At 68.9% G+C, this 23,725-nt stretch carries 23 protein-coding genes; 9 read left to right on the top strand and 14 right to left on the bottom strand.

Translation table 11 applies throughout. From position 1 onward, the window contains the following. Positions 1–9 precede the first annotated feature (9 nt). Positions 10–831 (bottom strand): methyltransferase domain-containing protein, encoded by an 822-nt coding sequence (locus BLQ77_RS05215; RefSeq protein WP_089956271.1) that lies wholly within the window; start codon positions 829–831, stop codon positions 10–12. Between the two features lie 14 nt (positions 832–845). On the opposite strand from BLQ77_RS05215, the gene BLQ77_RS05210 reads away from it, so the two are divergent. The 3 genes from BLQ77_RS05210 to BLQ77_RS05200 all read left to right on the top strand — a co-directional run bounded on the left by BLQ77_RS05210 (position 846) and on the right by BLQ77_RS05200 (position 2,428). Next, positions 846–1,574, top strand: coding sequence for a ComF family protein (locus BLQ77_RS05210; protein WP_165617032.1), 729 nt, complete (start codon positions 846–848; stop codon positions 1,572–1,574). 39 nt (positions 1,575–1,613) lie between these two features. After that, complete coding sequence (gene grxC, locus BLQ77_RS05205) at positions 1,614–1,871, top strand: glutaredoxin 3 (RefSeq protein ID WP_008886609.1); 258 nt, start codon at positions 1,614–1,616, stop codon at positions 1,869–1,871. 116 nt (positions 1,872–1,987) lie between these two features. Then, positions 1,988–2,428, top strand: a complete 441-nt coding sequence (locus BLQ77_RS05200) for a MarR family winged helix-turn-helix transcriptional regulator (protein ID WP_008886974.1) — start codon at positions 1,988–1,990, stop codon at positions 2,426–2,428. 30 nt (positions 2,429–2,458) lie between these two features. On the opposite strand, the gene BLQ77_RS05195 is transcribed toward BLQ77_RS05200, so the two are convergent. Both BLQ77_RS05195 and ubiG read right to left on the bottom strand, forming a co-directional pair. Beyond that, positions 2,459–2,761: a YciI family protein gene (locus BLQ77_RS05195; RefSeq protein WP_089956270.1), complete on the bottom strand. Its 303-nt coding sequence runs from the start codon at positions 2,759–2,761 to the stop codon at positions 2,459–2,461. Beyond that, a complete protein-coding gene (ubiG, locus tag BLQ77_RS05190) occupies positions 2,758–3,522 on the bottom strand; it encodes a bifunctional 2-polyprenyl-6-hydroxyphenol methylase/3-demethylubiquinol 3-O-methyltransferase UbiG (RefSeq protein ID WP_375360196.1) in 765 nt (254 codons plus the stop codon). The genes BLQ77_RS05195 and ubiG overlap by 4 nt, the downstream gene beginning before the upstream one ends. Positions 3,523–3,557: 35 nt before the next feature. On the opposite strand from ubiG, the gene pip reads away from it, so the two are divergent. Further along, complete coding sequence (pip, locus tag BLQ77_RS05185) at positions 3,558–4,556, top strand: prolyl aminopeptidase (protein ID WP_089956262.1); 999 nt, start codon at positions 3,558–3,560, stop codon at positions 4,554–4,556. An 85-nt stretch (positions 4,557–4,641) separates the two neighbouring features. After that, on the top strand, positions 4,642–6,189 hold the full coding sequence (locus BLQ77_RS05180) for an ABC transporter substrate-binding protein (protein WP_089956258.1): 1,548 nt from the start codon (positions 4,642–4,644) through the stop codon (positions 6,187–6,189). Positions 6,190–6,222: 33 nt separating this feature from the next. Here BLQ77_RS05180 and BLQ77_RS05175 read toward each other — a convergent pair whose 3' ends face one another. From BLQ77_RS05175 to hslV, 3 genes are all read right to left on the bottom strand, one after another. Then, positions 6,223–6,900 carry a D-lyxose/D-mannose family sugar isomerase gene (locus BLQ77_RS05175; RefSeq protein WP_089956253.1) on the bottom strand — a complete coding sequence of 226 codons (678 nt, stop codon included), beginning with the start codon at positions 6,898–6,900 and terminating at the stop codon, positions 6,223–6,225. Positions 6,901–7,072: 172 nt separating this feature from the next. After that, positions 7,073–8,380, bottom strand: coding sequence for an ATP-dependent protease ATPase subunit HslU (gene hslU / locus BLQ77_RS05170; protein ID WP_008887160.1), 1,308 nt, complete (start codon positions 8,378–8,380; stop codon positions 7,073–7,075). Between the two features lie 22 nt (positions 8,381–8,402). Further along, positions 8,403–8,960, bottom strand: a complete 558-nt coding sequence (hslV, locus tag BLQ77_RS05165) for an ATP-dependent protease subunit HslV (protein WP_008886461.1) — start codon at positions 8,958–8,960, stop codon at positions 8,403–8,405. A 97-nt stretch (positions 8,961–9,057) separates the two neighbouring features. Between hslV and BLQ77_RS05160 the strand changes: the two genes are divergently transcribed. Then, positions 9,058–10,029: a phosphotransferase gene (locus tag BLQ77_RS05160; RefSeq protein ID WP_089956250.1), complete on the top strand. Its 972-nt coding sequence runs from the start codon at positions 9,058–9,060 to the stop codon at positions 10,027–10,029. 72 nt (positions 10,030–10,101) lie between these two features. Here BLQ77_RS05160 and trxA read toward each other — a convergent pair whose 3' ends face one another. The 8 genes from trxA to regB all read right to left on the bottom strand — a co-directional run bounded on the left by trxA (position 10,102) and on the right by regB (position 21,934). Next, the gene (gene trxA, locus BLQ77_RS05155; protein WP_008887170.1) at positions 10,102–10,422 is read right to left on the bottom strand and encodes a thioredoxin; all 321 of its coding nucleotides are present in this window, start codon (positions 10,420–10,422) and stop codon (positions 10,102–10,104) included. A 68-nt stretch (positions 10,423–10,490) separates the two neighbouring features. Beyond that, on the bottom strand, positions 10,491–13,847 hold the full coding sequence (gene addA, locus BLQ77_RS05150) for a double-strand break repair helicase AddA (protein ID WP_089956245.1): 3,357 nt from the start codon (positions 13,845–13,847) through the stop codon (positions 10,491–10,493). Then, complete coding sequence (addB, locus tag BLQ77_RS05145) at positions 13,844–16,777, bottom strand: double-strand break repair protein AddB (protein ID WP_089956242.1); 2,934 nt, start codon at positions 16,775–16,777, stop codon at positions 13,844–13,846. The genes addA and addB overlap by 4 nt, the downstream gene beginning before the upstream one ends. Further along, complete coding sequence (locus BLQ77_RS05140; RefSeq protein ID WP_089956238.1) at positions 16,770–17,450, bottom strand: nucleotidyltransferase family protein; 681 nt, start codon at positions 17,448–17,450, stop codon at positions 16,770–16,772. Before BLQ77_RS05140 ends, addB begins: the two co-directional genes overlap by 8 nt. Continuing rightward, positions 17,435–18,412 carry an aminoglycoside phosphotransferase family protein gene (locus tag BLQ77_RS05135; RefSeq protein WP_089956233.1) on the bottom strand — a complete coding sequence of 326 codons (978 nt, stop codon included), beginning with the start codon at positions 18,410–18,412 and terminating at the stop codon, positions 17,435–17,437. The genes BLQ77_RS05140 and BLQ77_RS05135 overlap by 16 nt, the downstream gene beginning before the upstream one ends. Beyond that, the gene (gene tsaE / locus BLQ77_RS05130) at positions 18,409–18,882 is read right to left on the bottom strand and encodes a tRNA (adenosine(37)-N6)-threonylcarbamoyltransferase complex ATPase subunit type 1 TsaE (RefSeq protein WP_089956834.1); all 474 of its coding nucleotides are present in this window, start codon (positions 18,880–18,882) and stop codon (positions 18,409–18,411) included. The genes BLQ77_RS05135 and tsaE overlap by 4 nt, the downstream gene beginning before the upstream one ends. Before the next feature lie 50 nt (positions 18,883–18,932). Then, the gene (locus tag BLQ77_RS05125) at positions 18,933–20,456 is read right to left on the bottom strand and encodes a PAS-domain containing protein (RefSeq protein ID WP_165617031.1); all 1,524 of its coding nucleotides are present in this window, start codon (positions 20,454–20,456) and stop codon (positions 18,933–18,935) included. A gap of 89 nt (positions 20,457–20,545) precedes the next feature. Further along, positions 20,546–21,934: a sensor histidine kinase RegB gene (gene regB, locus BLQ77_RS05120; RefSeq protein WP_089956229.1), complete on the bottom strand. Its 1,389-nt coding sequence runs from the start codon at positions 21,932–21,934 to the stop codon at positions 20,546–20,548. Between the two features lie 86 nt (positions 21,935–22,020). On the opposite strand from regB, the gene BLQ77_RS05115 reads away from it, so the two are divergent. From BLQ77_RS05115 to BLQ77_RS05105, 3 genes are all read left to right on the top strand, one after another. After that, on the top strand, positions 22,021–22,635 hold the full coding sequence (locus tag BLQ77_RS05115; protein ID WP_089956225.1) for an SCO family protein: 615 nt from the start codon (positions 22,021–22,023) through the stop codon (positions 22,633–22,635). 79 nt (positions 22,636–22,714) lie between these two features. After that, on the top strand, positions 22,715–23,269 hold the full coding sequence (locus BLQ77_RS05110) for an ActR/PrrA/RegA family redox response regulator transcription factor (RefSeq protein WP_008886647.1): 555 nt from the start codon (positions 22,715–22,717) through the stop codon (positions 23,267–23,269). A gap of 129 nt (positions 23,270–23,398) precedes the next feature. Further along, on the top strand, positions 23,399–23,722 hold the full coding sequence (locus BLQ77_RS05105; RefSeq protein WP_089956222.1) for a hypothetical protein: 324 nt from the start codon (positions 23,399–23,401) through the stop codon (positions 23,720–23,722). The last annotated feature ends 3 nt before the right edge of the window (positions 23,723–23,725 follow it).

The following is a 23,725-nucleotide window of genomic DNA, read 5'->3' as shown; positions in this document are numbered from 1 at the left end:
TGGAATGATTCAATCTTCAAGAGGTGTTTCATTGACGTTCAGGGCGTCAGCGAGACGTTGCGCCGCAGATCCCGGGCGCAGCGGCTTCTGCTGGCTCGCGTCCGGGGCCCATCCGGTGAGGGTCACGATCTCGAAGCTGGCGGTAACGCGGCCGCTGTCGTCGGAGAAGCCCTCGGCATAGAGCTCGGCGGCGCGCAGCAGCACGGCGCGGCGGGTCGGGCGGCGGAGGCGGGCGGTCAGGGCGTTGGTCTCGCCCATGGCGCGCAGGTCGCGCATCAGGTGCAGCGCCGAGTCGTAGCTGGCGGTGAGCGTGAAGCTGTCCGCCACCGGCAGCGCCAGCCCGGCCCTTTGCAGCAGGCCACCAAGGTCGCGGATCTCGCCCATCGGCAACACCCGGGGCGACAGGCCGCCGGTGATCTCGATCTCGGCCTGGCCGAGCGCCGAGCGCAGCTCGTGCAGGGTCTGCCCGCCGAAGCACAGCGCCAGCAGCAGCCCGTCGGCCCTCAGCGCGCGGCGGCATTGCACCAGCTGGCCCACCGGGTCGTTGGCCCAGTGCAGCGCCATGGCGTGGACCACGAGGTCATGTGCGCCTTCGTCAAGCGCCAGCACTTCGTCGTCGGGCAGGATCCGGGCGTCGGGGAGGAAGCCGTCCCAGACCTGCGGAAAAGCTGTCACGACGGCCGGTGATTTAAACGTTTTGTTAACCACCATCAGCCGATCCTGCACCTCGTCGCGGGCGGCCTCGTGCAAGAAGACTGCAGGGTCGTTCGCGGCACGAGCGCGGTGTCGGCTCAGGGCGATGCGGTCGGTGAGGGGCGCGGGGCTGGACATGGAGGTTGCTTAGAATGTTCGCGCCCGCCTTGCAAACCATGCTGCGCATCGTCTACCCGGCCCGCTGCCTGCTCTGCGGTGGCCTCGTCGAAAGCGACTTCGGCCTGTGTGGGCCGTGCTGGCGCGACACCCCCTTCACCTCGGGACTGGCCTGCGCCACCTGCGGCACGCCGCTGCCCGGCAGCTCCGAGGAAGAAGAGTTCTGCGACGCGTGCCTGACTACGCCGCCGCCGTGGCAGCGCGGGGTTGCGGCGATGCTCTACCGCGACAACGGCCGCAAGCTCGTGCTGATGTTGAAGCACGGCGACCGTCACGACATCGCCGGGGCCGCTGCGGTCTGGATGGCGCGCAAGGCCCGCGCGCTCGTACGTCCCGAGATGATCGCGGTGCCGGTGCCTCTGCACCTGCGGCGGCATCTGCGGCGGCGCTTCAACCAGTCGGCGCTTCTCGCCCGCGGTCTGGCGCGGGAGCTCGACCTTGACTGGTGCCCCGACGCGCTCGAGCGTCCGCGCCACACGCCTGCGCTTGACGGCAAGACCCGCGAGGAGCGCTTCGTCACGCTTGATGACGCGATCCGGGTCACGCCGAAATGGCAGCCGCTGCTGCGCGACCGGCCGGTGCTTCTGGTCGACGACGTGATGACCTCGGGCGCGACGCTTTCCATGGCGACCGAGGCCTGTGTTGCAGCAGGCGCAAGCGAAGTTTGTGTCTGCGTGCTGGCGCGCGTTGCAAAGGATACCTAGATCTCTTCAGATATCCGGAACTTTGCGAAGGGACCATCCATGCAGCCGATCGAGATCTACACCAGCCCCTATTGCGGCTACTGCCACGCCGCGAAGCGTCTTCTCAGCTCCAAGGGCGCCGACTTCACCGAGATCGACGTCATGGAAGACCCCTCGCGCCGCCCCGAGATGGTGCAGCGCGCCAACGGGGGGCGCACTGTGCCGCAGATCTTCATCGGCAAGACCCACGTGGGCGGCTGCGACGAGCTCTATGCGCTCGAGAGGGACGGCAAGCTCGACGCCCTGCTGAACGGGTGACGGCGGGTTTGCGGGGGTGGTCCTATGGTTTGTATTGACCCCGTGGGCCCGGACGTTCAAACAACGCCCACTCTCACCCAGCCCCTCTCACCGTCCTTGCCGCCGACCGATCCGGAATGAACAACCCTCAGAATGCGCTCGCGATTTCGCTGTTCAGCGAGCTGATCATGGCAGATCAGCTCCTGCGGAACCGGCTCACCCGGGTGCTTCCGAACAAGATGGAGATCTCGCATTTTTCGGTGCTGAACCATCTCGCCCGGGTCAACGAGGAACGTACGCCGGCGCAGCTGGCGCGCAGCTTCCACGTCACGCGGGGGGCGATGACCAACACCATCGCCAAGCTCGAGATGGCGGGCTACGTGCATATCCGCCCCGACTGGGACGATGCGCGGCGCAAGATGGTGTCGATCAGCCCGGCGGGCAAGAGCGCCCGCGAGGCGGCGCTGGCCGCCATGGCGCCGGTGATTTCGGAGATGGTGGAGGAGCTCGGCGCGGAGAAAGTCCGCGCGGCGCTGCCGGTGCTGCGCGAACTGCGCCTGAAGCTCGAGGCGGACTGACGCCCGCCCCCGATCATGGGAAATGCGGCTCTATGCCAGCACGGGATGCCGGTTCGACGCCGCGAACTCGGTGATCTTCAGCGCGATCACGCCGGCCTCGACGAAGGGATCCTGCGCCATAAGCGCCTCGACCTCTTCCAGCGAGGTGCCCATTGCGATCACCACGCCGCCGGTACGCGGGGTTTTCGGCCCGGAGGCAAGGAAGCGACCCTCGGCATAGCCCTGCTTCACGAAGGCCATGTGCGGCTCGAGCACCTTCTGCACCTCCTCGAAGGGCACGGTGTACTCGATGTCGATGACGAAGAGGGCGCTGCCTTCGGGAATGACGCTCATGCGGCGGGCTCCGGGTTGATCGCGGCGGTGACGTAGTTCACCGACAGGTCGCGGTCCGAGATGCTCCAGGACCAGCTGACGGGGTTGAAGACGTAGCCCTTGCGGTCGACGGGATCGAGCCCGGCCTTGCGCATCAGCTCGCAGAGCTCGTCGGGGGTTATGAACTTCGACCATTCGTGCGTGCCCTTGGGCAGCCAGCGCATCACCCACTCGGCGCCGACGATGGCCATGGCAAAGCTCTTGGCGTTGCGGTTGATGGTCGAACACAGGTGCAGCCCGCCGGGCTTCAGCAGCTGGCGGCAGGCGGTGAGGTAGGCCAGCGGGTCGGCCACGTGCTCGACCACCTCCATGTTCAGCACCACGTCGAACCGCTCGCCCGCCTCGGCCAGCGCCTCTGCGGTGGTGTGGCGGTAGTCGATCTCCAGCCCTGACTGCTCGGCATGAAGCTGCGCCACCGGGATGTTGCGCTCGGCGGCGTCGACCCCCACGACCTCGGCCCCGAGCCGGGCCATCGGCTCGCAGAGCAACCCGCCGCCGCAGCCGATGTCGACGATGCGCAGTCCCTCGAAGGGCCTGGGCGCGGACAGGTCGCGGCCGTACTCGCCGGCCACCTGGCGGGTGATGTAGTCGAGCCGCACCGGGTTCATCATGTGCAGCGGTTTGAACTTGCCGTGCGGGTCCCACCACTCGGCGGACATGGCCTCGAACTTGGCGATTTCGGACGGATCGACGGTAACGCTCATCTCTCGCAATTCCCCCATGGTCTTTCGGGTCACCCTGCCAATATAGTCGAGGCATGGACAAATTCCCGGGTCAGAAGCGCGCAGTGCAGTACCTTTACCCGCCCATTGACCCGTTCGATCAACGCATGATCGACATGGGCGATGGGCACAAGATCTATATGGAACAGTGCGGCAACCCGCGCGGTGTGCCCGTCATCGTTCTTCACGGAGGCCCGGGGGGCGGCAGCTCGCCCGCGATGCGCCGCTATTTCGACCCGAGGGTGTTCCGCGTCGTGCTCTTCGACCAGCGCGGCTGCGGGCGGTCGCGGCCCCATGCCAGCGTCACCGACAACACCACGTGGCACCTCGTGTCGGACATCGAGCGCATCCGCGAGGACCTCGGCATCGACCGTTTCATCGTCTTCGGCGGGAGCTGGGGCGCAACACTGTCGCTGATCTATGCCATCAGCCACCCCGAGCGGGTGCGCCAGCTGGTGCTGCGCGGCGTCTTCATGATGACCCGGACCGAGCTCGACTGGTTTTACGGCGGCGGCGCCGGGCAGTTCTGGCCCGAGCCGTGGGAGCGGTTCACCGACCTCATTCCCGAGGACGAGCACGGCGACCTGATCGGCGCCTACCACCGCCGCCTGTTCAGCGGCAACCTGCGGGAAGAGACCCGCTACGCCCGCGCCTGGTCGGCCTGGGAAAACGCGCTGGCCTCGGTTTATTCCAACGGCACCGGCGGCGAGGCGCCCGGCGACTACGCCCGCGCCTTCGCCCGTCTCGAGAACCACTATTTCGTCAACGACGGCTTCCTCGCCGAGGACGGCTGGATCCTCAACAACGCCGACCGGCTGCAAGGCATCCCCGGGGTGATCGTGCAGGGACGCTACGACATGATCTGCCCGCCGCGCCGCGCGTGGGAGCTGGCGCAGGCCTGGCCCGACGCCGACCTGCGGATGATCCGCAACGCCGGCCACGCGCTGTCCGAGCCCGGAATCAGCGCCGAGCTGGTGCGCTGCATGGATCAGATTGCCGAGAGCGAGGGTTTACAGAGCCGGGCCGGCCTGTAACCTCGCTCGGTCATTACGCGGCGTCCGGCGAATCACCGGCCATCGCGGAGAAGCAGGGAAACGACCGCCACATGAGTGGATTCGCATGAGTGGGTTCAAACGACGTCGCCTGATCCAGTCCGCGCTTGCCGCGGCAGTGCTCGGCGCGTCCGGGCTCTCTGCCGCGCCGGCGCGGTCGGGCGGCACCCTGCGGGCGGGTCTCGGCGGGGCGCACCGCTCCGACAGCTGGGATTCCCGCACCCACTCCGATGTCTTCATGGTCGCCGCGGCTCAGGGCGCCGTCTTCGACACGCTCACCGAGGTCGCCGCCGACGGCTCGCTGCGCGGCGAGCTGGCCACCGGCTGGGACGCCAGCGCCGATGCGCGGATCTGGACGGTGACGCTGCGCGAGGGCGTAAGCTTTCACAACGGCAAGCCCTTCACCGCCGAAGACGTGATCGCCTCGCTGCGGCTCCATCTCGACCCGAACGCCGCCTCGGGTGCCCGCCCGCTGGTCGCCTCGATCGCCGCGATGGACCGGCTCTCGGATCATCGCATCCGCTTCACGCTGGCCGAGGGCAACGCGGATTTCCCCTACCTGCTCGCCGACTATCACCTGTTGATCTACCCGGCGGGCCAGATCGCCGAGGCCATGGCCCGCGGCATCGGCACCGGGCTCTACCGGGTCGAGCATTTCGAACCGGGTGTGCGTTTCCTCGGGCGCCGGGTAGCAGGGCACTACAAGGACGGGCAGGCGGGCTGGTTCGACGAGCTCCACTTCACCGCGATGAACGACGGCGCGGCCCGGGTCGCGGCGCTGCGCGGCGGCCAGGTCGATGCGATCAACAGCGTCGCGCCGCAACGGGTGGCGCGGCTGCGCGCCGAGCCGAGCCTGCGCCTGCAGGAGATCGCCGGCAACCGCTACTACGGCTTCGCCATGCAGACCGGCGCGTCACCCTTTGACGCGCTGCACGTGCGCAAGGCGATGAAGCACGCCATCGACCGGCAGGCACTGCTCGACGAGGTGCTGCTGGGGCACGGCCGGCTCGGGGCGGACAGCCCCATCGGCCCTGCCAACCAGTACGACGCGGCACTCGCGCCGGTGCCCTACGATCCCGACCGCGCACGCTATCACCTCCGGCAGGCGGGGCTATCGCAGCTGACCCTGCCACTCTCGGTCTCCGAGGCCGCCTTCGACGGCGCGCCTGCGGCGGCCGAGCGCTTCCGCAGCTCCGCCGCCGCGGCGGGCATCACGCTCGACGTCATCCACGAGCGCCCCGAGGGCTACTGGTCCGAAGTCTGGCGCAACCGCCCGCTCTGCGCCTGCGCATGGTCGGGCCGGGTGACCGAGGACTGGATGTTCTCGACCGCGCTGCAGCACGGGGCGCCATGGAACGACACGCAATGGGGCATGGCGCAAAGCCCGCGCTTCCAGGCCCTGCTGACCGAGGCGCGCTCCGAGCTCGACAGCGCCCGGCGCCGGGCGCTCTACGGCGAGATGCAGCAGATCCTGCGCGACGAGGGCGGGCTGCTGGTGCCGGTCTTCGCCAACCACCTGCAGGCGGTCAGCGACCGGATCGCTGCGCCCGCGATCATCGGCAACCTCTGGTCCATGGACAACGCCCGCTTCGCGGAACGCTGGTGGCGCGCCTGATCAGAGCCTGATCGCCGGCCCGGTGCGGCGGGGTCAGAGCGTCGCGTCGTAGTCGGATACCAGAAGATGCAGCGGCGGCTCGTCCTCCTCGATGGTCGAGAACCGGCCGATCTCCATCTCGAAGATATTGTCCGTCAGGTCGTCGTTCACCGTCGAGACCTCGCCGATCAGCACGTCGCTGCCCTCGCCCCAGAACGCGTGCCAGGTGGTGGGAAACAGCGTCACCGACTCGCCCGGATCGAGCTTCAGGTGCCCGCCCGCGGGCAGGGTCCGCTCCATGCCGTCGCAAAGCACGGTGACCGGTGCGCCGCGGTCGATCCCGCCCTCGGGCGTCGCCGCGAAGAGCTCCAGCACCAGCGTGCCGCCGCCGCGGTTGATGATGTCCTCGACCTTGACGTCATGGCGATGGTTTGGGCTCAGCTGGTCGCGGCGCGAGATCATGATCTTCTCGGCGTAGAGCATGGCGCTGCGCTGGCCGAGATCGGCGTTCAGACCATTCCGTGTGGTGAAGAGAAACAGCCCCATCCGGTCGAAATCGCCGGCGCCGTAATCGGTGATGTCCCAGCCCATCCGCCGCCGCGCGATCTCGCCATGCTCGGCCGCGCGCAGCTCCCCCGGCGAGAGATAGGCGAAGGGCGGCAGGCGGAAGCCATGGCTGCGGATGAAGGCATCGCCCTCGCGGATGATCTCGTTGATGCGCGAACGTTTCATGGTGCCCTCCCAAGCCAGTCGCCGCGACGTTATCTCCAGCCGCGCGCGAACGGTAGGGGCAGGAACGCCTCCGGCGGGAGTTTATCGGGCAAGATGAAGGACGGGTCCGCTCTTCATCTTGCCCTTAAACTCCGGGGAGTGTGAGGGGCTGGCCCCTCACCGGCGCCACGGCTCAGAGCACGTAGCGGCTGAGGTCGGCCGAGCGGGTGAGCTCGCCCAGGTAGGTCTCGACGAAGCTCCCGTCGACGGTGATGCTCTCGCCGGCGCGGTCGGGGGCGGTGAAGGAGAGTTCCTCGAAGACCCGCTCCATCACGGTGTAGAGCCGCCGCGCGCCGATGTTCTCGACCGACTCGTTCACCTGCGCCGCGATCTTGGCGAGCGCGTGGATGCCTTCCTCGGTGAACTCGACGATGACCTCCTCGGTTGCCATCAGCGCCGTGTACTGGCGGGTGAGCGCGTTGTCGGTCTCGGTCAGGATGCGGACGAAATCCTCTTCCGTCAGCGCCCGCAGGTTCACCCGGATCGGCAGACGACCCTGAAGTTCGGGCAGCAGGTCCGAGGGCTTGGCGATGTGGAAGGCGCCGGAGGCGATGAAGAGGATGTGGTCGGTCTTCACCGGCCCGTGCTTGGTCGAGACGGTGGTGCCCTCGATCAGCGGCAGCAGGTCACGCTGCACGCCTTCGCGGGACACGTCGCCGCCCCGGGTCTCCTGCCGCGCCGCCACCTTGTCGATCTCGTCGAGGAAGACGATGCCGTTCTGCTCCACCGCCTCGAGCGCGGCCTTCTTGACCACCTCGTCGTCGAGCAGCTTGTCGGCCTCTTCCTGGATCAGCACCTCGTAGCTTTCCCCCACGCTCAGCTTCTTGCGCGTGGTGCGGCCGCCGAAGGCTTTCCCGAAGATGTCGGAGAGGTTCATCATCCCCATGCTCTGGCCGGGCTGGCCGGGGAGCTCCATCATCGGGAAGGGCGAGGCGGTCTCGGCCACGTCGAGCTCGATCTCGGTGGCGTCGAGCTCGCCGTTGCGAAGCTTCTTGCGGAACATCTCGCGGGTCGAGTCGCGGGCGTCCTTGCCGGCGATGGCCTCGATCACCCGGTCCTCGGCGGCCTTGTGGGCCGCGGCCTTGACGTCCTCGCGCATGTGCTCGCGGGTCATCGCGATCGAGCTGTCCACGAGGTCGCGGATGATCTGCTCGACGTCCCGGCCGACGTAGCCCACCTCGGTGAACTTGGTGGCCTCGACCTTGATGAAGGGCGCCTTGGCGAGCTTGGCGAGCCGGCGCGAAATCTCGGTCTTGCCGACGCCGGTCGGTCCGATCATCAGGATGTTCTTGGGATAGACCTCGTCACGCAGGTCCTCGGACAGCTGCTTGCGACGCCAGCGGTTGCGCAGGGCCACGGCCACGGCGCGCTTCGCATCCTTCTGTCCGATGATGAAGCGGTCGAGTTCCGAGACGATCTCGCGGGGGGTCAGGTCGGTCATGGGGGTCCTTTCGGAAGGCGTCTCAGGCCGAAATGGTCTCAACCGTGAGGTTGCCATTGGTGTAGACGCAGATGTCGGCGGCGATGGCCATGGCGCGGCGGGCGATGTCCTCGGCCGAGCGCTCGCTGTCCATCATGGCGCGCGCGGCGGCCAGGGCGAAGTTGCCGCCCGACCCGATGGCCGCGACGTCGTGCTCGGGCTCCAGCACGTCGCCGGCGCCGGTGATGACGTAGAGCTCGCGGCCGTCGGTGACGATCAGCATGGCCTCGAGCTTCTGCAGGTACTTGTCGGTGCGCCAGTCCTTGGCGAGCTCGACGCAGGCGCGCTGCAGCTGGCCCGGGGTCTTCTCGAGCTTCGCTTCCAGCCGTTCCAGCAGGGCGAAGGCGTCGGCGGTGGAGCCCGCGAAGCCGCAGACCACGTCCGAGCCGCCGGGCGACAGGCGCCGCACCTTGCGGGCGGTGCCCTTGATCACGGTCTGGCCGAGGCTCACCTGTCCGTCGCCTGCGACCACGACCTGTCCGCCCTTGCGGACGCCGATGATCGTGGTGCCGTGCCAGCCGGGGAATTCCTGATCGGCCATGTCTCTGATCTCCTTGTCGTGCCGGGGCGATATGGGGGCTGGACAACGCCGCAACAAGGCGCTGCCCTTGGACCCGACATAGTGCAGGGGCGCGCGGATGGAAATGCAAAGCCGGGATCTGGTGGCGGCGGCGCTGGCGCACTGGCCGGCGCTGGCGCGACAGATGGGCGAAGACCCCGCGGCGTGGAAGGCGGCGCCGCTTTCGCTGCGCAACGACGCGCGGGTGACGCGGTCTGTGCTTGTGTTGCAGGGCCCCGGCGGGCGCCGGCTGGTGCTGAAGCATCAGCTGCGCCCGGGCGCCGATCCCGGCTTTCCTGCCGCTTTCGCCGCGCATCTCGCGGTGATGGCGGCCTGGCCCAAGGGCGTTCCGGCGTTGCATGCGGTCGAGCCCGAGGCGCAGTCGCTGGTGATGGATTACCTCGCGGCAACCCCGCTTTCGCAGCTGCTCGACGAGGCGCCGGTGGCCGGGCAGGAGGCCCTGCTCTGCCGCGCCGGGCGCTGGCTCGGCGGCTTCCATTCCGCGCTGCCCGGCGAGCGGCGGGTCTTCCAGCCGGGGTTCACCCTTCGCTACCTGAGGGGCATCATGTCCGAGGTCGCGTCTGGCGCGCGGCAGGTGGTGGCGCCGGAGCGCTTCCTGCGGTGTGCCGGGGCGCTCTGCGCGAGGCAGGCGGCGTACGAGGGGCGTGAGACGCTGACCGCGCAGACCCATGGCGACCTGCACCTGCGCAACCTCGTCATGGACGACGCGCAGTGCTGGGGCATCGACTTTGCCGCCGGGAGGGTGGTGCCGGTCGGGCACGACATCGCGCGGCTTCTGGTGGATTACGCCATCCTGCACGCGCAAAAGGACGCGATCCCACGGGGCGAGGTCCTGCCGGTGGGCGCTTCAAGCGCGTTTTTCGAAGGATACCAGCGGGTTGCCAGCGGCGATCCATCGGTCGGGCTGTTGTTGCGCAACAGGGTGCTGGCGGAGTGGTGGGGATTGCCGGTCACCGGGCGCTCCATTGCGCAGGAGCGGCGGCTGGCCGGGCTCATGCCGCTGGTGGGGCGGGTGTTTCGGGGGGGCTGAGCAGAGCACCTGAGGGGACCTTACTCTTAGCAAGAAAACGGCGCGCCCCCGGTCGAGGGCGCGCCTGAAGCGTCAGATCGCTTCCTTGATCCAGCTTTCCAGCGAGGCCTTGGGCGCTGCGCCGGTGCGGTTCGAGAAGACTTCGCCGTTCTTGAAGATGAACAGCGCGGGGATGCCGCGGACGCCGAGCTGGGCGGCCATCGCCTGATCCTTGTCGACGTCGACCTTGGCGATCTTGATCTGGCCGTCATACTGTTCGGCCAGCTCTTCCAGAGCCGGGCCGATCTGCTTGCAGGGGCCGCACCATTCGGCCCAGAAATCGACCACGACGGGGATGTCGGAGTTCTTCACTTCCTCGTCGAAGGTCGCGTCGGTAACGGGAACGGTGGCCATTTCGATCTCCTTGCGGGTTGGGCAGCCGGTGACTTGAGGCGCGAAGGTAGGTAGGGGCCGCGAAGACGTCAAGCGGCGGTAGCGCGCGCCAGCGCCGCAGACACAAGATCGTGTGGCAGCGCCATGTAGCTTTGCGTTGCCGTCCACAGCAGCCCGGTTTCGATGCAGCGGTCGGGCCAGATCTGTTGCAAGGCCGCGGCATAGGCCCCCATCTGGCGCAGTAGCCCCTCGGGCGTCTGCTCGGGGGTGGCGGGCACCGTGCGGTTCGACTTGAAGTCCACCGCGATCACCTTTTCCGGCGTGACGATGAGCCGGTCGATGATGCCGTGGATGCGCCCCACCGGCGCGATCTCGGCCGAGATCGGAACCTCGGCAAGGGTCTCCGGCGCGAAGAACGGCGCGAGCGGCAGGGCGGCGAGCACGGAGAGCGCCTCCTGCACGAGGCTGTCGGTCTCGGCGGGCAGTTCCTCGGCGATGGCCAGCACGTGGGGCACGGCGTCGGCGCGCCGGTCGGCGGGCAGGGCCGAGAGATGTTCCAGCAGCAGGTGCAGCGCGGTGCCGCGCAGCATCGCCTCTTCGGTCTCGTCGCCATCCTCGCCGCCAAGCGCCTTGGCGCCACCTAGCCCCGAGGGCGAAACCGCGCCGGGCGCAGGCTCGGGCACGACGGCGGGCTGGCGGAAGAGATCGAGCAGGGTGACTTCGATCACCTCCTTGGGCGGTACGGTGACGTGGGGCAGGCCGGTCCAGTCGGCCAGGCCCAGCCGCAGTCCCTCCCCGCTGCCCCAGTCGCCGTAGTCGAAGACGGCGGCCTCGGCGCCGGAGCGCTCCATCCCGATCTTCACCTTGTCGTACCAGGCGTTGCCGTCCTTGCCGAGCTCGCCGGCCGCGGCGACCACCAGCCACTTCTCGGCCCGTGTCAGAGCCACATAGAGCAGCCGGTCGCGTTCCTGTTGGTCGGCCTCCTTCGCGGCCTCCAGCGCCTCGGTCTGCACCCGGGGCTGAGTGTCGGCGCCGGCCTTCCAGACCGTGCCGGTGGCGCCGTCGAGCAGGCTTTCTCGGATCTGCGTGTTGGGCCGGGCGCAGTCGGGCAGGATCACGATCGGCGCCTCGAGCCCCTTGGCCCCGTGCACCGTCATCACCCGGATGCGGCTTCCGGCGCTGTCGGGGGCGCGCTTGATCTCGAGATCGTCGGTTTGCATCCACTCGAGGAACCCGGTCAGCGAGGGCACCTCGGTCTGCTCGTAGGCCAGCGCCTGCCCGAGCAGCGCGTTGATGCCGTCCTCGGCCTCTTCGCCAAGCCGCCCGAGCAGCCGGGCGCGGCCGCCGTGACGGGTCAGGATGCGCTCGATCAGGTCATAGGGGCGGAGGAAGTCGGTCTCGCTCCGCAGGTCGTCGAGCACCGCCATCACCTGCGGATATGTGTCCCTGTTCTTGCGCAACTCGGCCCAGAGATAGCCTTTGCGCGGATGCGCGAGTGTGAACAGATCCTGCTCGCCGAGCCCGAAGAGCGGCGAACGCAGCGCGGTGGCGAGCGACAGGTCGTCCTCGGGCGTGGCGAGGAAGGCCAGCAGCGCGCCGATGTCCTTCACCGCGAGCTCGGACATGACCTTGAGCCGGTCGGCGCCGGCGATGGGCAGACCGCGCTGCTTGCAGGCGCGGATGATCTCCGAGAACAGCGTACCGCGTCCGCGGACGAGGATGAGGAAGTCGCCGGCATGGGCGGGGCGGGTGCGGTATTCGCCGCTGTGCCCGATCTCCTCGGGCAGCGGCGTGCCGATGGTGCGCCCGATGAAGCCCGCGACGCGGTTGGCGAGTATCACCGCGTGATGCTGCTCGCCCACGCGGTCCACCGGCTCGAACCACTCGCCGTCCTCGGCGCTGTCCTTGTTGGTCTCGACATGCGGCCAGAGATCGACCCGCCCGGGCATCGCGGACTTGAACGCCCGGTGCCGCTGGTCCTCGGAAAAGCCCGAGGCTTCGCGGCCTTCGAAGCAATTGTCCACCAGACGCAGGATCGGCTCGGCCGAGCGGAAGCTGTATTCCAGCATCATCCGGCTGAGCGGCGCCTCGGTGCGTTGCAACCGCTCGGCGAACTCGTCGCACATGCGGTCGAACTCGCGCGGATCGGCGCCCTGGAAGCTGTAGATCGACTGTTTCTTGTCGCCCACCACGAAGATTGTGCGCCGCACGTCCGACCGCGCGCCCTCGCCGCTGGTGAACTCATGCGCCAGCCGCTCGATCACCTGCCATTGCACCGGCGAGGTGTCCTGCGCCTCGTCCACGAGGATGTGGTCGATGCCGCCGTCGAGCCGGTAGAGCACCCATTCCGCCACCCGCTCGTCCGACAGCAGGTCGCGGGCGCGGGTCACGAGGTCGTCGAAATCGAGCCAGCCGCGGCGCTGCTTCTCGGTTTCGTAGGCGGGCAGGAAGGCCTGAGCGAAGCGATGCAGCGCCAATTCCCGCTGCACGGCCTCGAGCGCAAGGCGTGTCTCGCGGGCAGCTTCGACCCGCTCGGCCAGCTGCTCGAGCCGCTCGGCCATCGGTCCGAGCGCGGCCCTGGTGTCCTTGGTCGGCACCCGCGTGCTGCGCGTGCCCTTCTGCGTCAGCAGCGCGGCTTCGAGCGCCACGAGACTGTCGAGATTCCGTCCGGTGAAGGCGGCGAGCTTGTCGGCGCAGCCCTGATCGGTGCTCTTGCCGGCCTTCAGTACCGGCAGGGCGTCGGCGATCAGCGCCGTCTCGCTGCCGAGGAAAACCGACGACAGCAGCGACTCCGCGTCCTCGTCGGGGCCGAGATCATAGAGCGTGCGCACCTCGGCAGGGCTGCGGGCGGGGATGAATGCGGCTCTGTTTCCGCACAACTCGGCCAGAAGCGCGTCGTAATTCTCGGGCAGCCACTGCGCGAGATCGGCGACGAGCCCGGCCTGCGGTCCCTCGGAGAGCCGGTCGAGCACCTCGGTCCGCAGAAGCTGCGCGGCGCGGTCCTCCATCTCGTGGAACTGCGGCGAGACCCCGGCCTCGAGCGGGAAGCGCCGCAGCAGCGAGGCGCAGAACGAGTGGATGGTCTGGATCCGCAGCCCGCCCGGCGTCTCGATGGCGCGGGCAAAGAGTGTGCGCGCGCCGGCCAGTCGCTCGGGCGGCAGCGCGCCTTCGAGCCCGAGCTGGCGCAGCTCGGCCCGCAGCGCCTCGTCATCGAGCATGGCCCAGGCGCCGAGACGGCGGAACAGCCGGTTCTGCATCTCGGTCGCGGCGGCCTTGGTGTAGGTCAGGCAGAGGATGTGCTCCGGCAGCACCCCGTCGAGCAGCAGCCGCGCCACCCGGTCGGTGAGCACCCGCGTCTTGCCCGAGCCCGCGTTGGCCGCGAGCCAGGTCGAGCTGTCGGGCCGCGCCGCGCGGACCTGCGCTTCGGTCGCCTCGTCGCGTTTCATGACAGCACCTTTCGCTCTGCCGGGTCGGTCACGTCCCATTCGCCGAAGCGCGAGAGGTGATCGTAGTCCGAACTGTCGCTTTCCTTGAGCAGGGCCGCGCGCGCGGTGTAGCCCCTGTCGGGCTCGAACCAGCGGGTCATCAGTGTCTCGAACTCTGCCCAGACCTGCTGTGCCGGGGCCTCGGCCAGCGGCGCCGGAACCTCGCGCGGCTTGCCGGGAGCAAGCGAGACGAAGACGGCGCGCTCGGCGTGACGGGGCTGCAGCTCCTTGAAGGCGCCTCGCTCGACCATGGCGGCCTCGAGCAGGAGCTGCTTGTCGAAATGCAGCTGCTCCTTTTCGCTGGGCGCCGCGCCGGTCTTGTAGTCGTAGAGATGGGCGTTGCCGCGCTCGTCCATGTCGATGCGGTCGGCCTTGCCGCGCAGGGTGAAGCCAAGCGCCGGGATATCGCCGCGGCCCATCTGCTCGAAATGAACCGGCCGGGCGATCTGCTGGCGCGCGCGCTCGGTTTCGGCGAACCATTCGGCGACCTTGGCAAGCCGCGCCTGCCAGAGATGGCGGGTCGTCGGATAGGGCACAACCTCGGGGTCACCGACGATCTGCGCGCTCAGCCGAAGCAGCGCCTCAGTGGTGAGTAGGGCCGGATCAGAGACGCTTTGCCGGACGAACTCCTCGAGCACCTCGTGGATCAGCGTGCCGCGCAGAAGCGCGTCGGGGGCGCGTTGCAGCGGGTTCAGCGCCTGAAGTTTCAGCACGCGCCGGGCGTAGATGTGGAAGGGGTCGCGCAGCAGCGTCTTGATCTCGGTGACCGAGAGCGCGCGTGGCCGGGCCTCGACCGGGGGGGCGGGTGAGGGCCGCGTGGCCGGCGCGCTGGGCCGCGGCGTCTCGAGCGCGCGGGCCAGCGCCAGCCAGTGCGCGCCCCGCTGCTTCATTGCCGCCAGCGCCTCGGGGCCATGACGGGCGGGCAGGCCGTTCATCAGGTTCATCAGCCGGTTCAGCCAGCGCGAGGGCACGGTCTCGGCGTCGTCGGATTTCAGCGCGCGGGTCAGCCAGACCTGCGGCGCGGCGACCGCCTGCTGGAAGTCATGTGCGGCAAGGCCGATGCGCCGCTCGGGCACCAAAAGCCCGGCCTTGTGCCGCATCCGGCGGTTCAGCCACGGGTCGGCGCCGGGCAGATTGGGCCAGGAGCCCTCGCTCAAGCCCCCAAGGATTAACAGTTCTGGTCCCATTGCCCGAGTTTCTTGCGGGCCCCAGATCATAATTTCGGGGTGAGTTTCGTCGGTATTCGGTAGCTCCTTCTGACTCAGAATAGCGTGGAAAAGGCCGGCATAGTCCCAAGAGTCGAGATCGGTGCCGTAGCCCGCCTCGTTCCGCAGTGCGTCGACGGTGGCACGGGTCTTGCGCCCTGCGGCCTCCTTCCACAGCTCCGACTCGTCGGCCATGGGACCGGCGGCGATCGCCTCGGCGCGGGCGACATGCAGATCGAGCCAGTCGGCGAGCGGATGCGTCCCGTGCACCGGCGGCTGGCAGAAGCTCGCGGCGACCCAGTCGGCCCAGGGACCGAAGCCCTCGGCCTCGCCCCAGGCGCGCAGGCTGTCGGGCTGCGGGTAGGGCCAGGACTTGTTGCGGATGTGCAGCTCGAGTTCGCGGGTCGCACGCAGGTGCTGGCCGCGGTCGTGGCCGGAGTGGGTGAGCGGGTGCTTGAGCAGGGTCAGCAGCGCCTCGGCGGTCAGATCCTGCTGGAACAGGGTCGAAACGTGGCGCAGGAAACGGCCCGGCGGAGTCAGCTGCAGCGGCGTGCCGGCGCTGTCGTCGGGCAGGATGCCCCAGCGGTCGAGCGCGGCGGTGACCTGGCGCGTGAGCATCCGGTCGGGGGTGATGAGCGCCGCGGTGACGCCGTCCTCCGCCGCCTGCCGCAGGCGCAGGGCAATTGCGGTGGCCTCGTCGCGCTGCGAGGCGGCCTCGACCAGCGTGAGCTCGGAGGTCGCCTCGGTGAGGTCGGGCAGGCTCGGCCCCTCGTCGCGCCATTGGTCGGTGACCGGAGCCGGGCGCAGCGCCAGCGAGACCAGCCGGTTGCGCCCGTCGTTCGGCGCCGCGTCGCCGCTCCAGCGGGCGATATCGTCCGGGCGCAGCCCGAGCCCGTGCATGAGGCGTGCAAAACGGAACTGCGGGTGATCCTCGCCCGACAGCGCGTCGGTGAGCCCGTCCCAGACGCTGGCCGGGGTGTCGAAGTCGAAGCCAGGCAGCACCAGCGCACCCTGCGGCAACCGCGCCACCGCGTTCATCAGCCGGTTGGTCCCGCCGCGCGAACCGGTCGAGCCGGCGAGGATCACCGGATGGGTCGGCGGCGAGATCTCCCAGTCCTTCAGTCTCTGTTCCAGCGCAAGACGGCGGAACGCGTTGACATCGGGCGCCTCTTCGCCGGTCTCGAAATAGCGCTGCACGATGTTGAAGAAGCTGAGCGCGCGCTGCCAGTGGCCGGATTCGTCGCTCACGTCGAGCTGTGCGATATCGTCGGGCGAGACGCCCTCGTCCTGCATCTCGTCCATCAGCGTGGCGAGGCTGTCGGCGAGGTCGAAGAGCGCGGTGCGCGGCGCGAGATCGGGCTGCGCGTCGAGCAGTTTCGACACCAGCCCGGTGAGCTCGAGCCGGCGCCGCAGCGGCGAGACCGGCGCCGGCAGGTCGGCAAGCGCGATCGGGTCGGCGATCTCGGTCAGCAGGCGGATGCGGGGCAGCAGCGTTGCGGGACCGGCGTCGAAGATCTGCCGGATCCGCCGCGCCATGCGGGTGGTGTTCACGATCAGCTCGACCCGGGCCATGGCCTCGGGCGGCTGGCCCGCCATGCGCTGCTTCAGCCCTGCGACCAGCGCCGCGGGGAAGTCGACGCCCGGGGCGAGCGCGAAGACGCGGGGGGTCTCGGACGGATCAAACATCGGCGGCCAGCATCTCTTCGGCGAGGCGGATGCCCTCGGGGTGGCCGACGTCGCACCAGCGCCCGGGGTAGGGCAGGCCGAACAGGCGCTCGTCGGCGCTCATGGCGTTCCAGACGAGGTTCAGCGAGAACACCGGCTCGGAGATCTCGGCGAGCCGCCCGGTGCGCAGGATCTGGGCGCCGGTGTAGACGAAATCGCCGCCACGGCTGAGCTGCCCGTCGTCCCGGATCGAGAAATCGCCGCCGCCCTTGCGCCCGACGGCGCGCGGCAGGGGCACGCAGAGCAGCAGCGCATCCATGCGGTCGGGGTCCCAGGCGTCGGTCAGCAGGTTCAGCGGGTTGGGCCCGGACCAGACCGCGTCGGTGTTGAGCGTGAAGACCGGGTCGGCGTCGAGCACCGGCAGGGCGGCGCGCAACCCGCCGCCGGTGTCGAGAATGCGCGGCTCTTCGCGCGAGACCGCGACCTCGCGCCCGAGCAGGTGCGCCTCGATCTGGTCGGCGCGGTAATGCGCGTTGGCGACGCGGCGCAGGGTGCCGAGCCCCTCGGTCAGGTCGAGCGCGTGGTCGATGAGCGGCTTGCCGGCCACCTCGATCAGCGGTTTCGGCCGGTCCGCGGTAAGCGCCCCCATGCGGGTGCCGAAACCGGCGGCGAAAAGCATCAGGGCGTCGGGCATGGGTCTTTCAGCCTTTGAAGGATGTCGGGCGTGGGGGCGGGAAGGGCCTCGTGCAGGATCGCGGTGACCTCCGCAAGAGCGGGGTGGCGCAGGTCGTGCTGGAGATGGTCCCAGACGCGCGGAACGAGGTCGATGTAGCCGGGCTTGCCTCGGGTGGCGGCGAGCCGGGCGAAGACGCCGAGGATGCGCAGGTTGCGCTGGGCGCCAAGCACGGCAAGCGCCGTGCGGAAGGGCGCATCGGGCAGGCCGGTTGCGCCGAGATAGTGTCGAATTACCGCCTCGGCAGTATCGTTCGAGACGTCGCGGCGGGCGTCCTCGATCAGCGATACGAGGTCATAGGCGCGGTGCCCGGAAAGTGCGTCCTGGAAGTCGAGCAGACCGGCGCGGGCGGCCCCCTCGCGCTCGGGCAGCCAGAGGATGTTCTCGGCGTGATAGTCGCGCAGGATCATCACGTCGGTATCGGCTGCGTGGTTCGTGAGCGCAGTCTCGAAGGCGCGGGCACAGCGCTCGGCGGTGCCAGGCGCCGGGGCGTGGTCGGCGTTGGTTGCGTAGCAGGTGAAGGCGAGGTCGGTCATCGCCGCCAGCCGCGGCGGATCGGCGAGCGGCAGACCGCGCGGCGGCGCGTGGCGGTGCAGGATCACCAACGCGTCTGTTGCGGCAAGATAGAGCCTCTTTTCGGCCTCGGCATCGGTGGCGAGCCGGGCGATGAGCCCGTCGCCGAGATCCTCGAGCAGCAGCAGGCCGGGCGCCTCGGCGAGGATGCGCGGCGCGCTCAGTCCGAGCGACAGCAGGTGCCGCGACAGCCGGGCGAAAAGCGCGGTGTCACCGTCGGGGTCCTGCATCAGGATGGCGTGCTCTTCGCCACGCCGCAGCCTTGTGTAGCGCCGGGATGAGGCGTCGCCCGCTAGCGGATGTGCCTCGGCGCCGTCCCAGCCGGCGCTCTTCAGGAAGGTCTCGGTCATGCCAGAAGCTCCGCCACCAACCCGTCCCAGCGCGGATCACTCCAGTCCAGCGACAGCTGGCGCGACTCGTCCGCGCTGCCTGCGTCGAAGCTCAGCGACAGAGCGGTGGACGGGGTCAGGTCCTGCAGCCGGTCGGGCCATTCGACGAGGCAGATCGCGGTCTCGAAGGCGTCGGCGAGGCCGAGCTCGACACATTGGTCGGGGACGGAGAGCCGGTAGAGATCCGCGTGCCAGAGCTCGCCCGCAGGGGTGTCATAGACCTGCACGAGGGTGAAGGTGGGCGAGGGCACGTCCTCGGGCGTCTCCTGCAACGACTGGATCAGGCAGCGGGCGAAATGGGTCTTGCCCGCGCCGATCCCGCCGGACATCAGCAGAACGTCGCCCGGGCTAAGCCGGGGAGCAAGCCGCGCGGCAAGCGCGCAGGTGGCATCGGGAGAGGGGAGCGTCAGCTCGGCGCGCGGCGGGGTCATGGCGCGAAGATACCGCGCCACTTGGGCGGTGCAAGCGGGATCGGCTGGGATCAGGCGCGCGCCTGCCGGCTCTCTGCCAGGGAAGCGCCCGGCCGTCCCACGGGGCCCGAGAAGCGCACCATGGTCGAGCCCCCGACCAGCGGCTCCGCCCGAAGCGTCAGCGTCTGGCCGTCCTGCCGCGTGAGCTCGGCGTCCCAGCCGGCGCGGTCGCGCAGGGTCAGTACGAAATCGCGCAGGTCGGGCCAGATCGGGCTCGGGTCGCAGCCCGCTTGCCAGAGCCGCGAGGCGTCGGCGATGTCGGTGTCGGCGAGGCTGCCATCCGGGTCGCCGCCCCACATATCGCGGTAGGCGGCGTTGCAGAAACTGAGCACGCCGAGCTGCGAGAACACCGCGACCGCGTCGTCGAGACTGTCGAGCACCGCCTGCGTGACCTCGATCTCCTGCCGGAAGCGCCGGGTGAGCGAGATCTCGGCGGTGATGTCCTCGAAAAGGAAGGCGACGCCGCCGTCCGGATGCGGCCGCCCGGTGACCCGGTATGTGAGCCCCGAGGCGAGGTTCCACGTCTCGATGTATTGGTCGGTGCTGGCGGCGGCGATCACGTCGCGCAGCGTGTCACGCCAGCCGCCGTAATCCTTGGGCTCGGGCATCATGCGCTTTTCGCGCAGCATGTCGAAGAAGCTGAGCAGGTTCGGCCGCGCGCTGAGGAAATCCGCCGCGAGCCCGGTCAGGTCGACCAGCGCCGGGTTGAACAGCACCAGCCGTCGGTCGCGATCGAACACCGCCAGCGCGATGGGCAGATGCGCGAAGATCCGGGTCAGGGTCTGCAGGAAGTTGCGCTGGGCGATTTCCGCATGGATCACCGCGTCGATGGATTGCGCGTAGTGCAGCCAGCCGTCGGGCAGGCGATAGGACTGCACCTCGAACCACGCCTGCGAGTTCTCGGCCCGGCTGCCGATGCTGCTGCGGGTGACATGATATTCCTCGCCGATGTCGGGCAGGATCGCGAAAGGCGGCACCGAGTGGTCGGGCAGCCCGGCCTGCGCGCAGAGATCGGCAAATCCCGCGTTGCTCCAGACCACGCGGCGGTCGGCATCAGTCTGCCAGATCGGCATCGGCGCGCGGGTCACCACCCGGCGCAGCTGCGCCAGTTCGCGCTGGTCGGTGCGGTAGCGAAGCAGGTCGCCGCTGCCGGTGGGCGGCGTGGTGATCGTCATGCGAAGCTCGGCGTCCTCGGGGGTGAGCCGCAGCAGCGTCTGCGGGTCGTCAAGGGCCTGCAGGATCACCGGGCTGCGCGGTGGCGCGTCAGGCAGCGGGCCGAAGCTGGGCTCGAGCGCGGCGCGAATGTCGCGCCAGCCCAACCGTTCGTCGCGCCGGCAGTCCAGAAGGCGTCGGGCCTGCGGTGTCGCCTCGGTCAGGACGCCGTCGGTGACGAGCATCTCCGCAAGGTCCCAGTCCGACCGGGCGGCCACGACCGCCCCCGTCTCGGTGCGGCGCGTCCGTTGCAGAAGGTAGCCGCCCACAAGCGCGGCCCCACCCGCACCGAGGCCGGCCGCGAGTGCATGAGCCAGATCCATCAAGGCAAGTGTCCGAATTCATTGTCCCCAGTCCGTGACTAGGGAAAGAAGGTTAATTAGTTGTAAACACTCGCCGACAGGTGGAGCGATCAGGCCTCGAAGCGCTGGTTTTCCCCAAGCGGGGCGCCGGGCTCGGGGCGTGGCGGCACGATGCTCTGGCGCGGCCAGACAACCTCGACGATGGCACCGCGCGGGGCGCCCTGTCGCGTGGGCTCGTTGAGATCCGCGCCGTTGGCGAAGCTCAGCTCGGCGCCGGAGCGCTCGAGCAGGGTCTTGGCGATGAAAAGCCCCAGTCCCATGCCCTCGTACTCGGGCCGGGTCAGGCGGTCGGCCTCGCTGCGGCGGCGGCGCATCAGCGGGTCGCCGAGCCTGCCGATCAGGTGCGGCGGGTAGCCGTCGCCGTCGTCGAGAATGCGGACAGTGACCGTGGCCTCGTCCCAGAGCGCTTCGACCCAGACCTGGCAGCGGGCGAAGTCCACCGCGTTCTGCACGAGGTTGCGCAGCCCGTGGATGACCTCGGGCCGGCGCAGGATCTGCGGCTGCTCGAAGGGGTCGAGCCCGGGCGTGTCGAGCGAGATCTCCTTGCCGCGGTTCTCGTGCGGCTCGGCGGCCTCGCGGATGACCTCGGTGAGCGGCGCCTGCCGCAGGTGCAGGTCGTCCTTCCCGGCCCGGCCCATGCTGCGCAGGATATCGCGGCAGCGGTCGGCCTGATCGCGGATCAGTCGCGCGTCCTCCTGCAGGTCGGGGTGGTCCTCGAGGTCGTCGATGAGCTCGGCCGAGGTCAGCTTGATCGTGGCAAGCGGCGTGCCGAGCTCATGCGCGGCCGCGGCCACGACACCGCCGAGGTCGTTGAGCTTCTGCGCCCGCGACAGCGCCATCTGGGTGGCGGTCAGCGCGTCGGACATGGCGTTCATCTCGCGCGTGATGCGGCGGGCGTAGACCGAGATGAAGACCAGTGCGATGGTGATCGCGACCCATTGCCCGAAGATGAAGACCTGCGGCAGCTCGAGCGTGGTGCCGTCGTAGGTGCGCAGCGGAAAATGCACGAAGGCCATCAGCGAGATCAGCGCGAAGGCGGTGGCGTTGAGCACGATGGTCGGGCGCAGCGACAGCACCGCCGCCGAGGTCGTCACCGGCCCCAGCACGAGGATCGAGAACGGGTTGTTCAGCCCCCCGGTGAGGAACAGCAGCGCGCAGAGCTGCAGGATGTCGAACATCACCATCAGGAAGTTCTCGGTCTCGGACAGGCGCTTGTTCTCGGGGAAGACGAACATCGCCACGAGGTTGCCGATCACCGAGACGCCGACCACGAGGTAGCACAGCCCGAGCTCGAGCCGCAGATCGTAGAGCTGCTGCGCGACGGTGATCGCGATGAGCTGCCCGCCGATGGCGACCCAGCGCAGAAGGATCATCGTCCTGAGCCGGATGAAGTTGCTGCGCTGGCCCTCGTCGAGCAATCCTAGGTCGGTCTGGCTCATACTGCGCGCTTTCGTCACTTGATCCTGCGGCCCCGATTGTTAGGTCTGCGATACAGATTTCGCAATCAACTCGGGAGGCCAGTCTCATGCGCTGGATCGCCGCTGCCGCCGCCGCACTCTTTCTTGTCCTGATGATGGGGGGCGTGTGGTATTGGACGCGGCCCGGGGGCGATGTCTTCGCCGATTGCCGCAGCAGCGCCGTCGCAGGCGGCGCCGGTGCAATCGGCGGCCCGTTCGAGCTGGTGAACGCGCAGGGCGAGACGGTCACCGATGCGGATGTGTTTACCGAGCCGTCGCTGGTCTACTTCGGCTACACCTTCTGTCCCGACGTCTGCCCGTTCGACGTCTCGCGCAACGCCGAGGCGGTCGACCTTCTGGCCGAGCGCGGCATCTCGGTGACGCCGGTGTTCATCTCCATCGACCCCGAGCGCGACACGCCCGAGGTGGTCGGCGACTTCGCCTACAACATGCACGAGAAGATGATCGGCCTCACCGGCTCGCCCGAGCAGGTGCAGGCGGCAAGCCAGGCGTATCGCACGTATTACAAGAAGCAGGAGTCCGAGGACGAGTTCTACCTCGTGGATCACTCGACCTTCACCTATCTCGTGCTGCCGGAACAGGGCTTCGTCGAATTCTTCCGGCGCGACGTGACGCCCGAGGAAATGGCGGAGAAATCTGCCTGCTTCATCGACAAGATGTGAACTCGGCGAGGATTTGACCCCCATCGCCTTGCGGGATATTAGAAAAATCCACAGGGCGAACAGGACTGGGGAAATTCTCGTGTCGGAACAGATCATCGAAGACCTAGGCGACGACCGCTCGCTGCTTCTTGTCGACGACGACGAACCCTTCCTGCGGCGGCTTGCCAAGGCGATGGAGAAGCGCGGCTTCGAGGTCGAGACCGCGGAGTCCGTCGCGGGCGGCAAGGCCATCGCCACGGCGCGGCCCCCGGCCTACGCGGTGGTGGACCTGCGGCTCGAGGATGGCAACGGGCTCGACGTGGTCGAGGTGCTGCGCGAGCGGCGACCGGACTCGCGCATCGTGGTGCTCACCGGCTACGGCGCCATCGCCACCGCCGTGGCGGCGGTGAAGATCGGCGCGACCGACTATCTCTCGAAACCGGCGGATGCCACCGACATCACCAACGCGCTGCTGGCGCGCGGCGATGACCTGCCGCCCCCGCCCGAGAACCCGATGAGCGCCGACCGCGTGCGCTGGGAGCACATCCAGCGGGTCTACGAGCTGTGCGACCGCAACGTCTCCGAGACCGCGCGGCGGCTCAACATGCACCGGCGGACGCTGCAGCGGATCCTCGCGAAACGCTCGCCGCGCTGAGGCGCCTGGCGCAGCCCTTGTTGTAACCAAGGGCTGAAAACCCCACATATAGAAGACACGCAACGGTGCCGGAAAGCGCATCGTCGCGTATCCGGTCGAGGATGATCTTTCCGGCGGAAAGGAAGGATCATGTTCAAACGTCTTTTCACAGCATCGCTGATCCTTGGCGCCGCAGCGCTGGCGCCGCCCGCGGCAGAGGCGCAGCAGGTCCGTTTCTGCGCCCCGCGCGACAGCGTCGTCACCCAGCTTGAGAAACGCTTCGCCGAGCGGCGCATCGCGATCGGCCTGCAATCCCCCGCCACGCTGATGGAGCTCTGGGGCTCGGAAGAGACCGGCACCTTCACGGTGCTGCTGACCGGCGCCACCGGGCAAAGCTGCGTGCTGGCCTCGGGTGGGGCGCTGATGCTCGACCTGCCGGAGCAGCCCGAGGTCGGAACGAGGACCGGGTTCTGAGCC

This window comes from Salipiger thiooxidans, assembly GCF_900102075.1.
In the GTDB taxonomy this organism is placed as follows: Bacteria; Pseudomonadota; Alphaproteobacteria; order Rhodobacterales; family Rhodobacteraceae; genus Salipiger; species Salipiger thiooxidans.
This window is presented reverse-complemented; position numbering and strand designations above follow the sequence as displayed.

Bases quoted from the DNA above. Each gene is read 5' to 3' on its own strand.
- hslV (WP_008886461.1), bottom strand. From the start codon at position 8,960: ATGGCCGATCAGGAATTCCCCGGCTGGCACGGCACCACGATCATCGGC.
- BLQ77_RS05115 (WP_089956225.1), top strand. From the start codon at position 22,021: ATGCGCTGGATCGCCGCTGCCGCCGCCGCACTCTTTCTTGTCCTGATG.
- BLQ77_RS05215 (WP_089956271.1), bottom strand. From the start codon at position 831: ATGTCCAGCCCCGCGCCCCTCACCGACCGCATCGCCCTGAGCCGACAC.
- regB (WP_089956229.1), bottom strand. From the start codon at position 21,934: ATGAGCCAGACCGACCTAGGATTGCTCGACGAGGGCCAGCGCAGCAAC.
- BLQ77_RS05210 (WP_165617032.1), top strand. From the start codon at position 846: ATGTTCGCGCCCGCCTTGCAAACCATGCTGCGCATCGTCTACCCGGCC.
- BLQ77_RS05160 (WP_089956250.1), top strand. From the start codon at position 9,058: ATGGAAATGCAAAGCCGGGATCTGGTGGCGGCGGCGCTGGCGCACTGG.
- trxA (WP_008887170.1), bottom strand. From the start codon at position 10,422: ATGGCCACCGTTCCCGTTACCGACGCGACCTTCGACGAGGAAGTGAAG.
- addB (WP_089956242.1), bottom strand. From the start codon at position 16,777: ATGTTTGATCCGTCCGAGACCCCCCGCGTCTTCGCGCTCGCCCCGGGC.
- BLQ77_RS05105 (WP_089956222.1), top strand. From the start codon at position 23,399: ATGTTCAAACGTCTTTTCACAGCATCGCTGATCCTTGGCGCCGCAGCG.
- grxC (WP_008886609.1), top strand. From the start codon at position 1,614: ATGCAGCCGATCGAGATCTACACCAGCCCCTATTGCGGCTACTGCCAC.
- ubiG (WP_375360196.1), bottom strand. From the start codon at position 3,522: ATGGGGGAATTGCGAGAGATGAGCGTTACCGTCGATCCGTCCGAAATC.
- BLQ77_RS05200 (WP_008886974.1), top strand. From the start codon at position 1,988: ATGAACAACCCTCAGAATGCGCTCGCGATTTCGCTGTTCAGCGAGCTG.
- BLQ77_RS05140 (WP_089956238.1), bottom strand. From the start codon at position 17,450: ATGCCCGACGCCCTGATGCTTTTCGCCGCCGGTTTCGGCACCCGCATG.
- BLQ77_RS05175 (WP_089956253.1), bottom strand. From the start codon at position 6,900: ATGAAACGTTCGCGCATCAACGAGATCATCCGCGAGGGCGATGCCTTC.
- BLQ77_RS05125 (WP_165617031.1), bottom strand. From the start codon at position 20,456: ATGGATCTGGCTCATGCACTCGCGGCCGGCCTCGGTGCGGGTGGGGCC.
- BLQ77_RS05180 (WP_089956258.1), top strand. From the start codon at position 4,642: ATGAGTGGGTTCAAACGACGTCGCCTGATCCAGTCCGCGCTTGCCGCG.
- pip (WP_089956262.1), top strand. From the start codon at position 3,558: ATGGACAAATTCCCGGGTCAGAAGCGCGCAGTGCAGTACCTTTACCCG.
- hslU (WP_008887160.1), bottom strand. From the start codon at position 8,380: ATGACCGACCTGACCCCCCGCGAGATCGTCTCGGAACTCGACCGCTTC.
- BLQ77_RS05135 (WP_089956233.1), bottom strand. From the start codon at position 18,412: ATGACCGAGACCTTCCTGAAGAGCGCCGGCTGGGACGGCGCCGAGGCA.
- addA (WP_089956245.1), bottom strand. From the start codon at position 13,847: ATGAAACGCGACGAGGCGACCGAAGCGCAGGTCCGCGCGGCGCGGCCC.
- tsaE (WP_089956834.1), bottom strand. From the start codon at position 18,882: ATGACCCCGCCGCGCGCCGAGCTGACGCTCCCCTCTCCCGATGCCACC.
- BLQ77_RS05195 (WP_089956270.1), bottom strand. From the start codon at position 2,761: ATGAGCGTCATTCCCGAAGGCAGCGCCCTCTTCGTCATCGACATCGAG.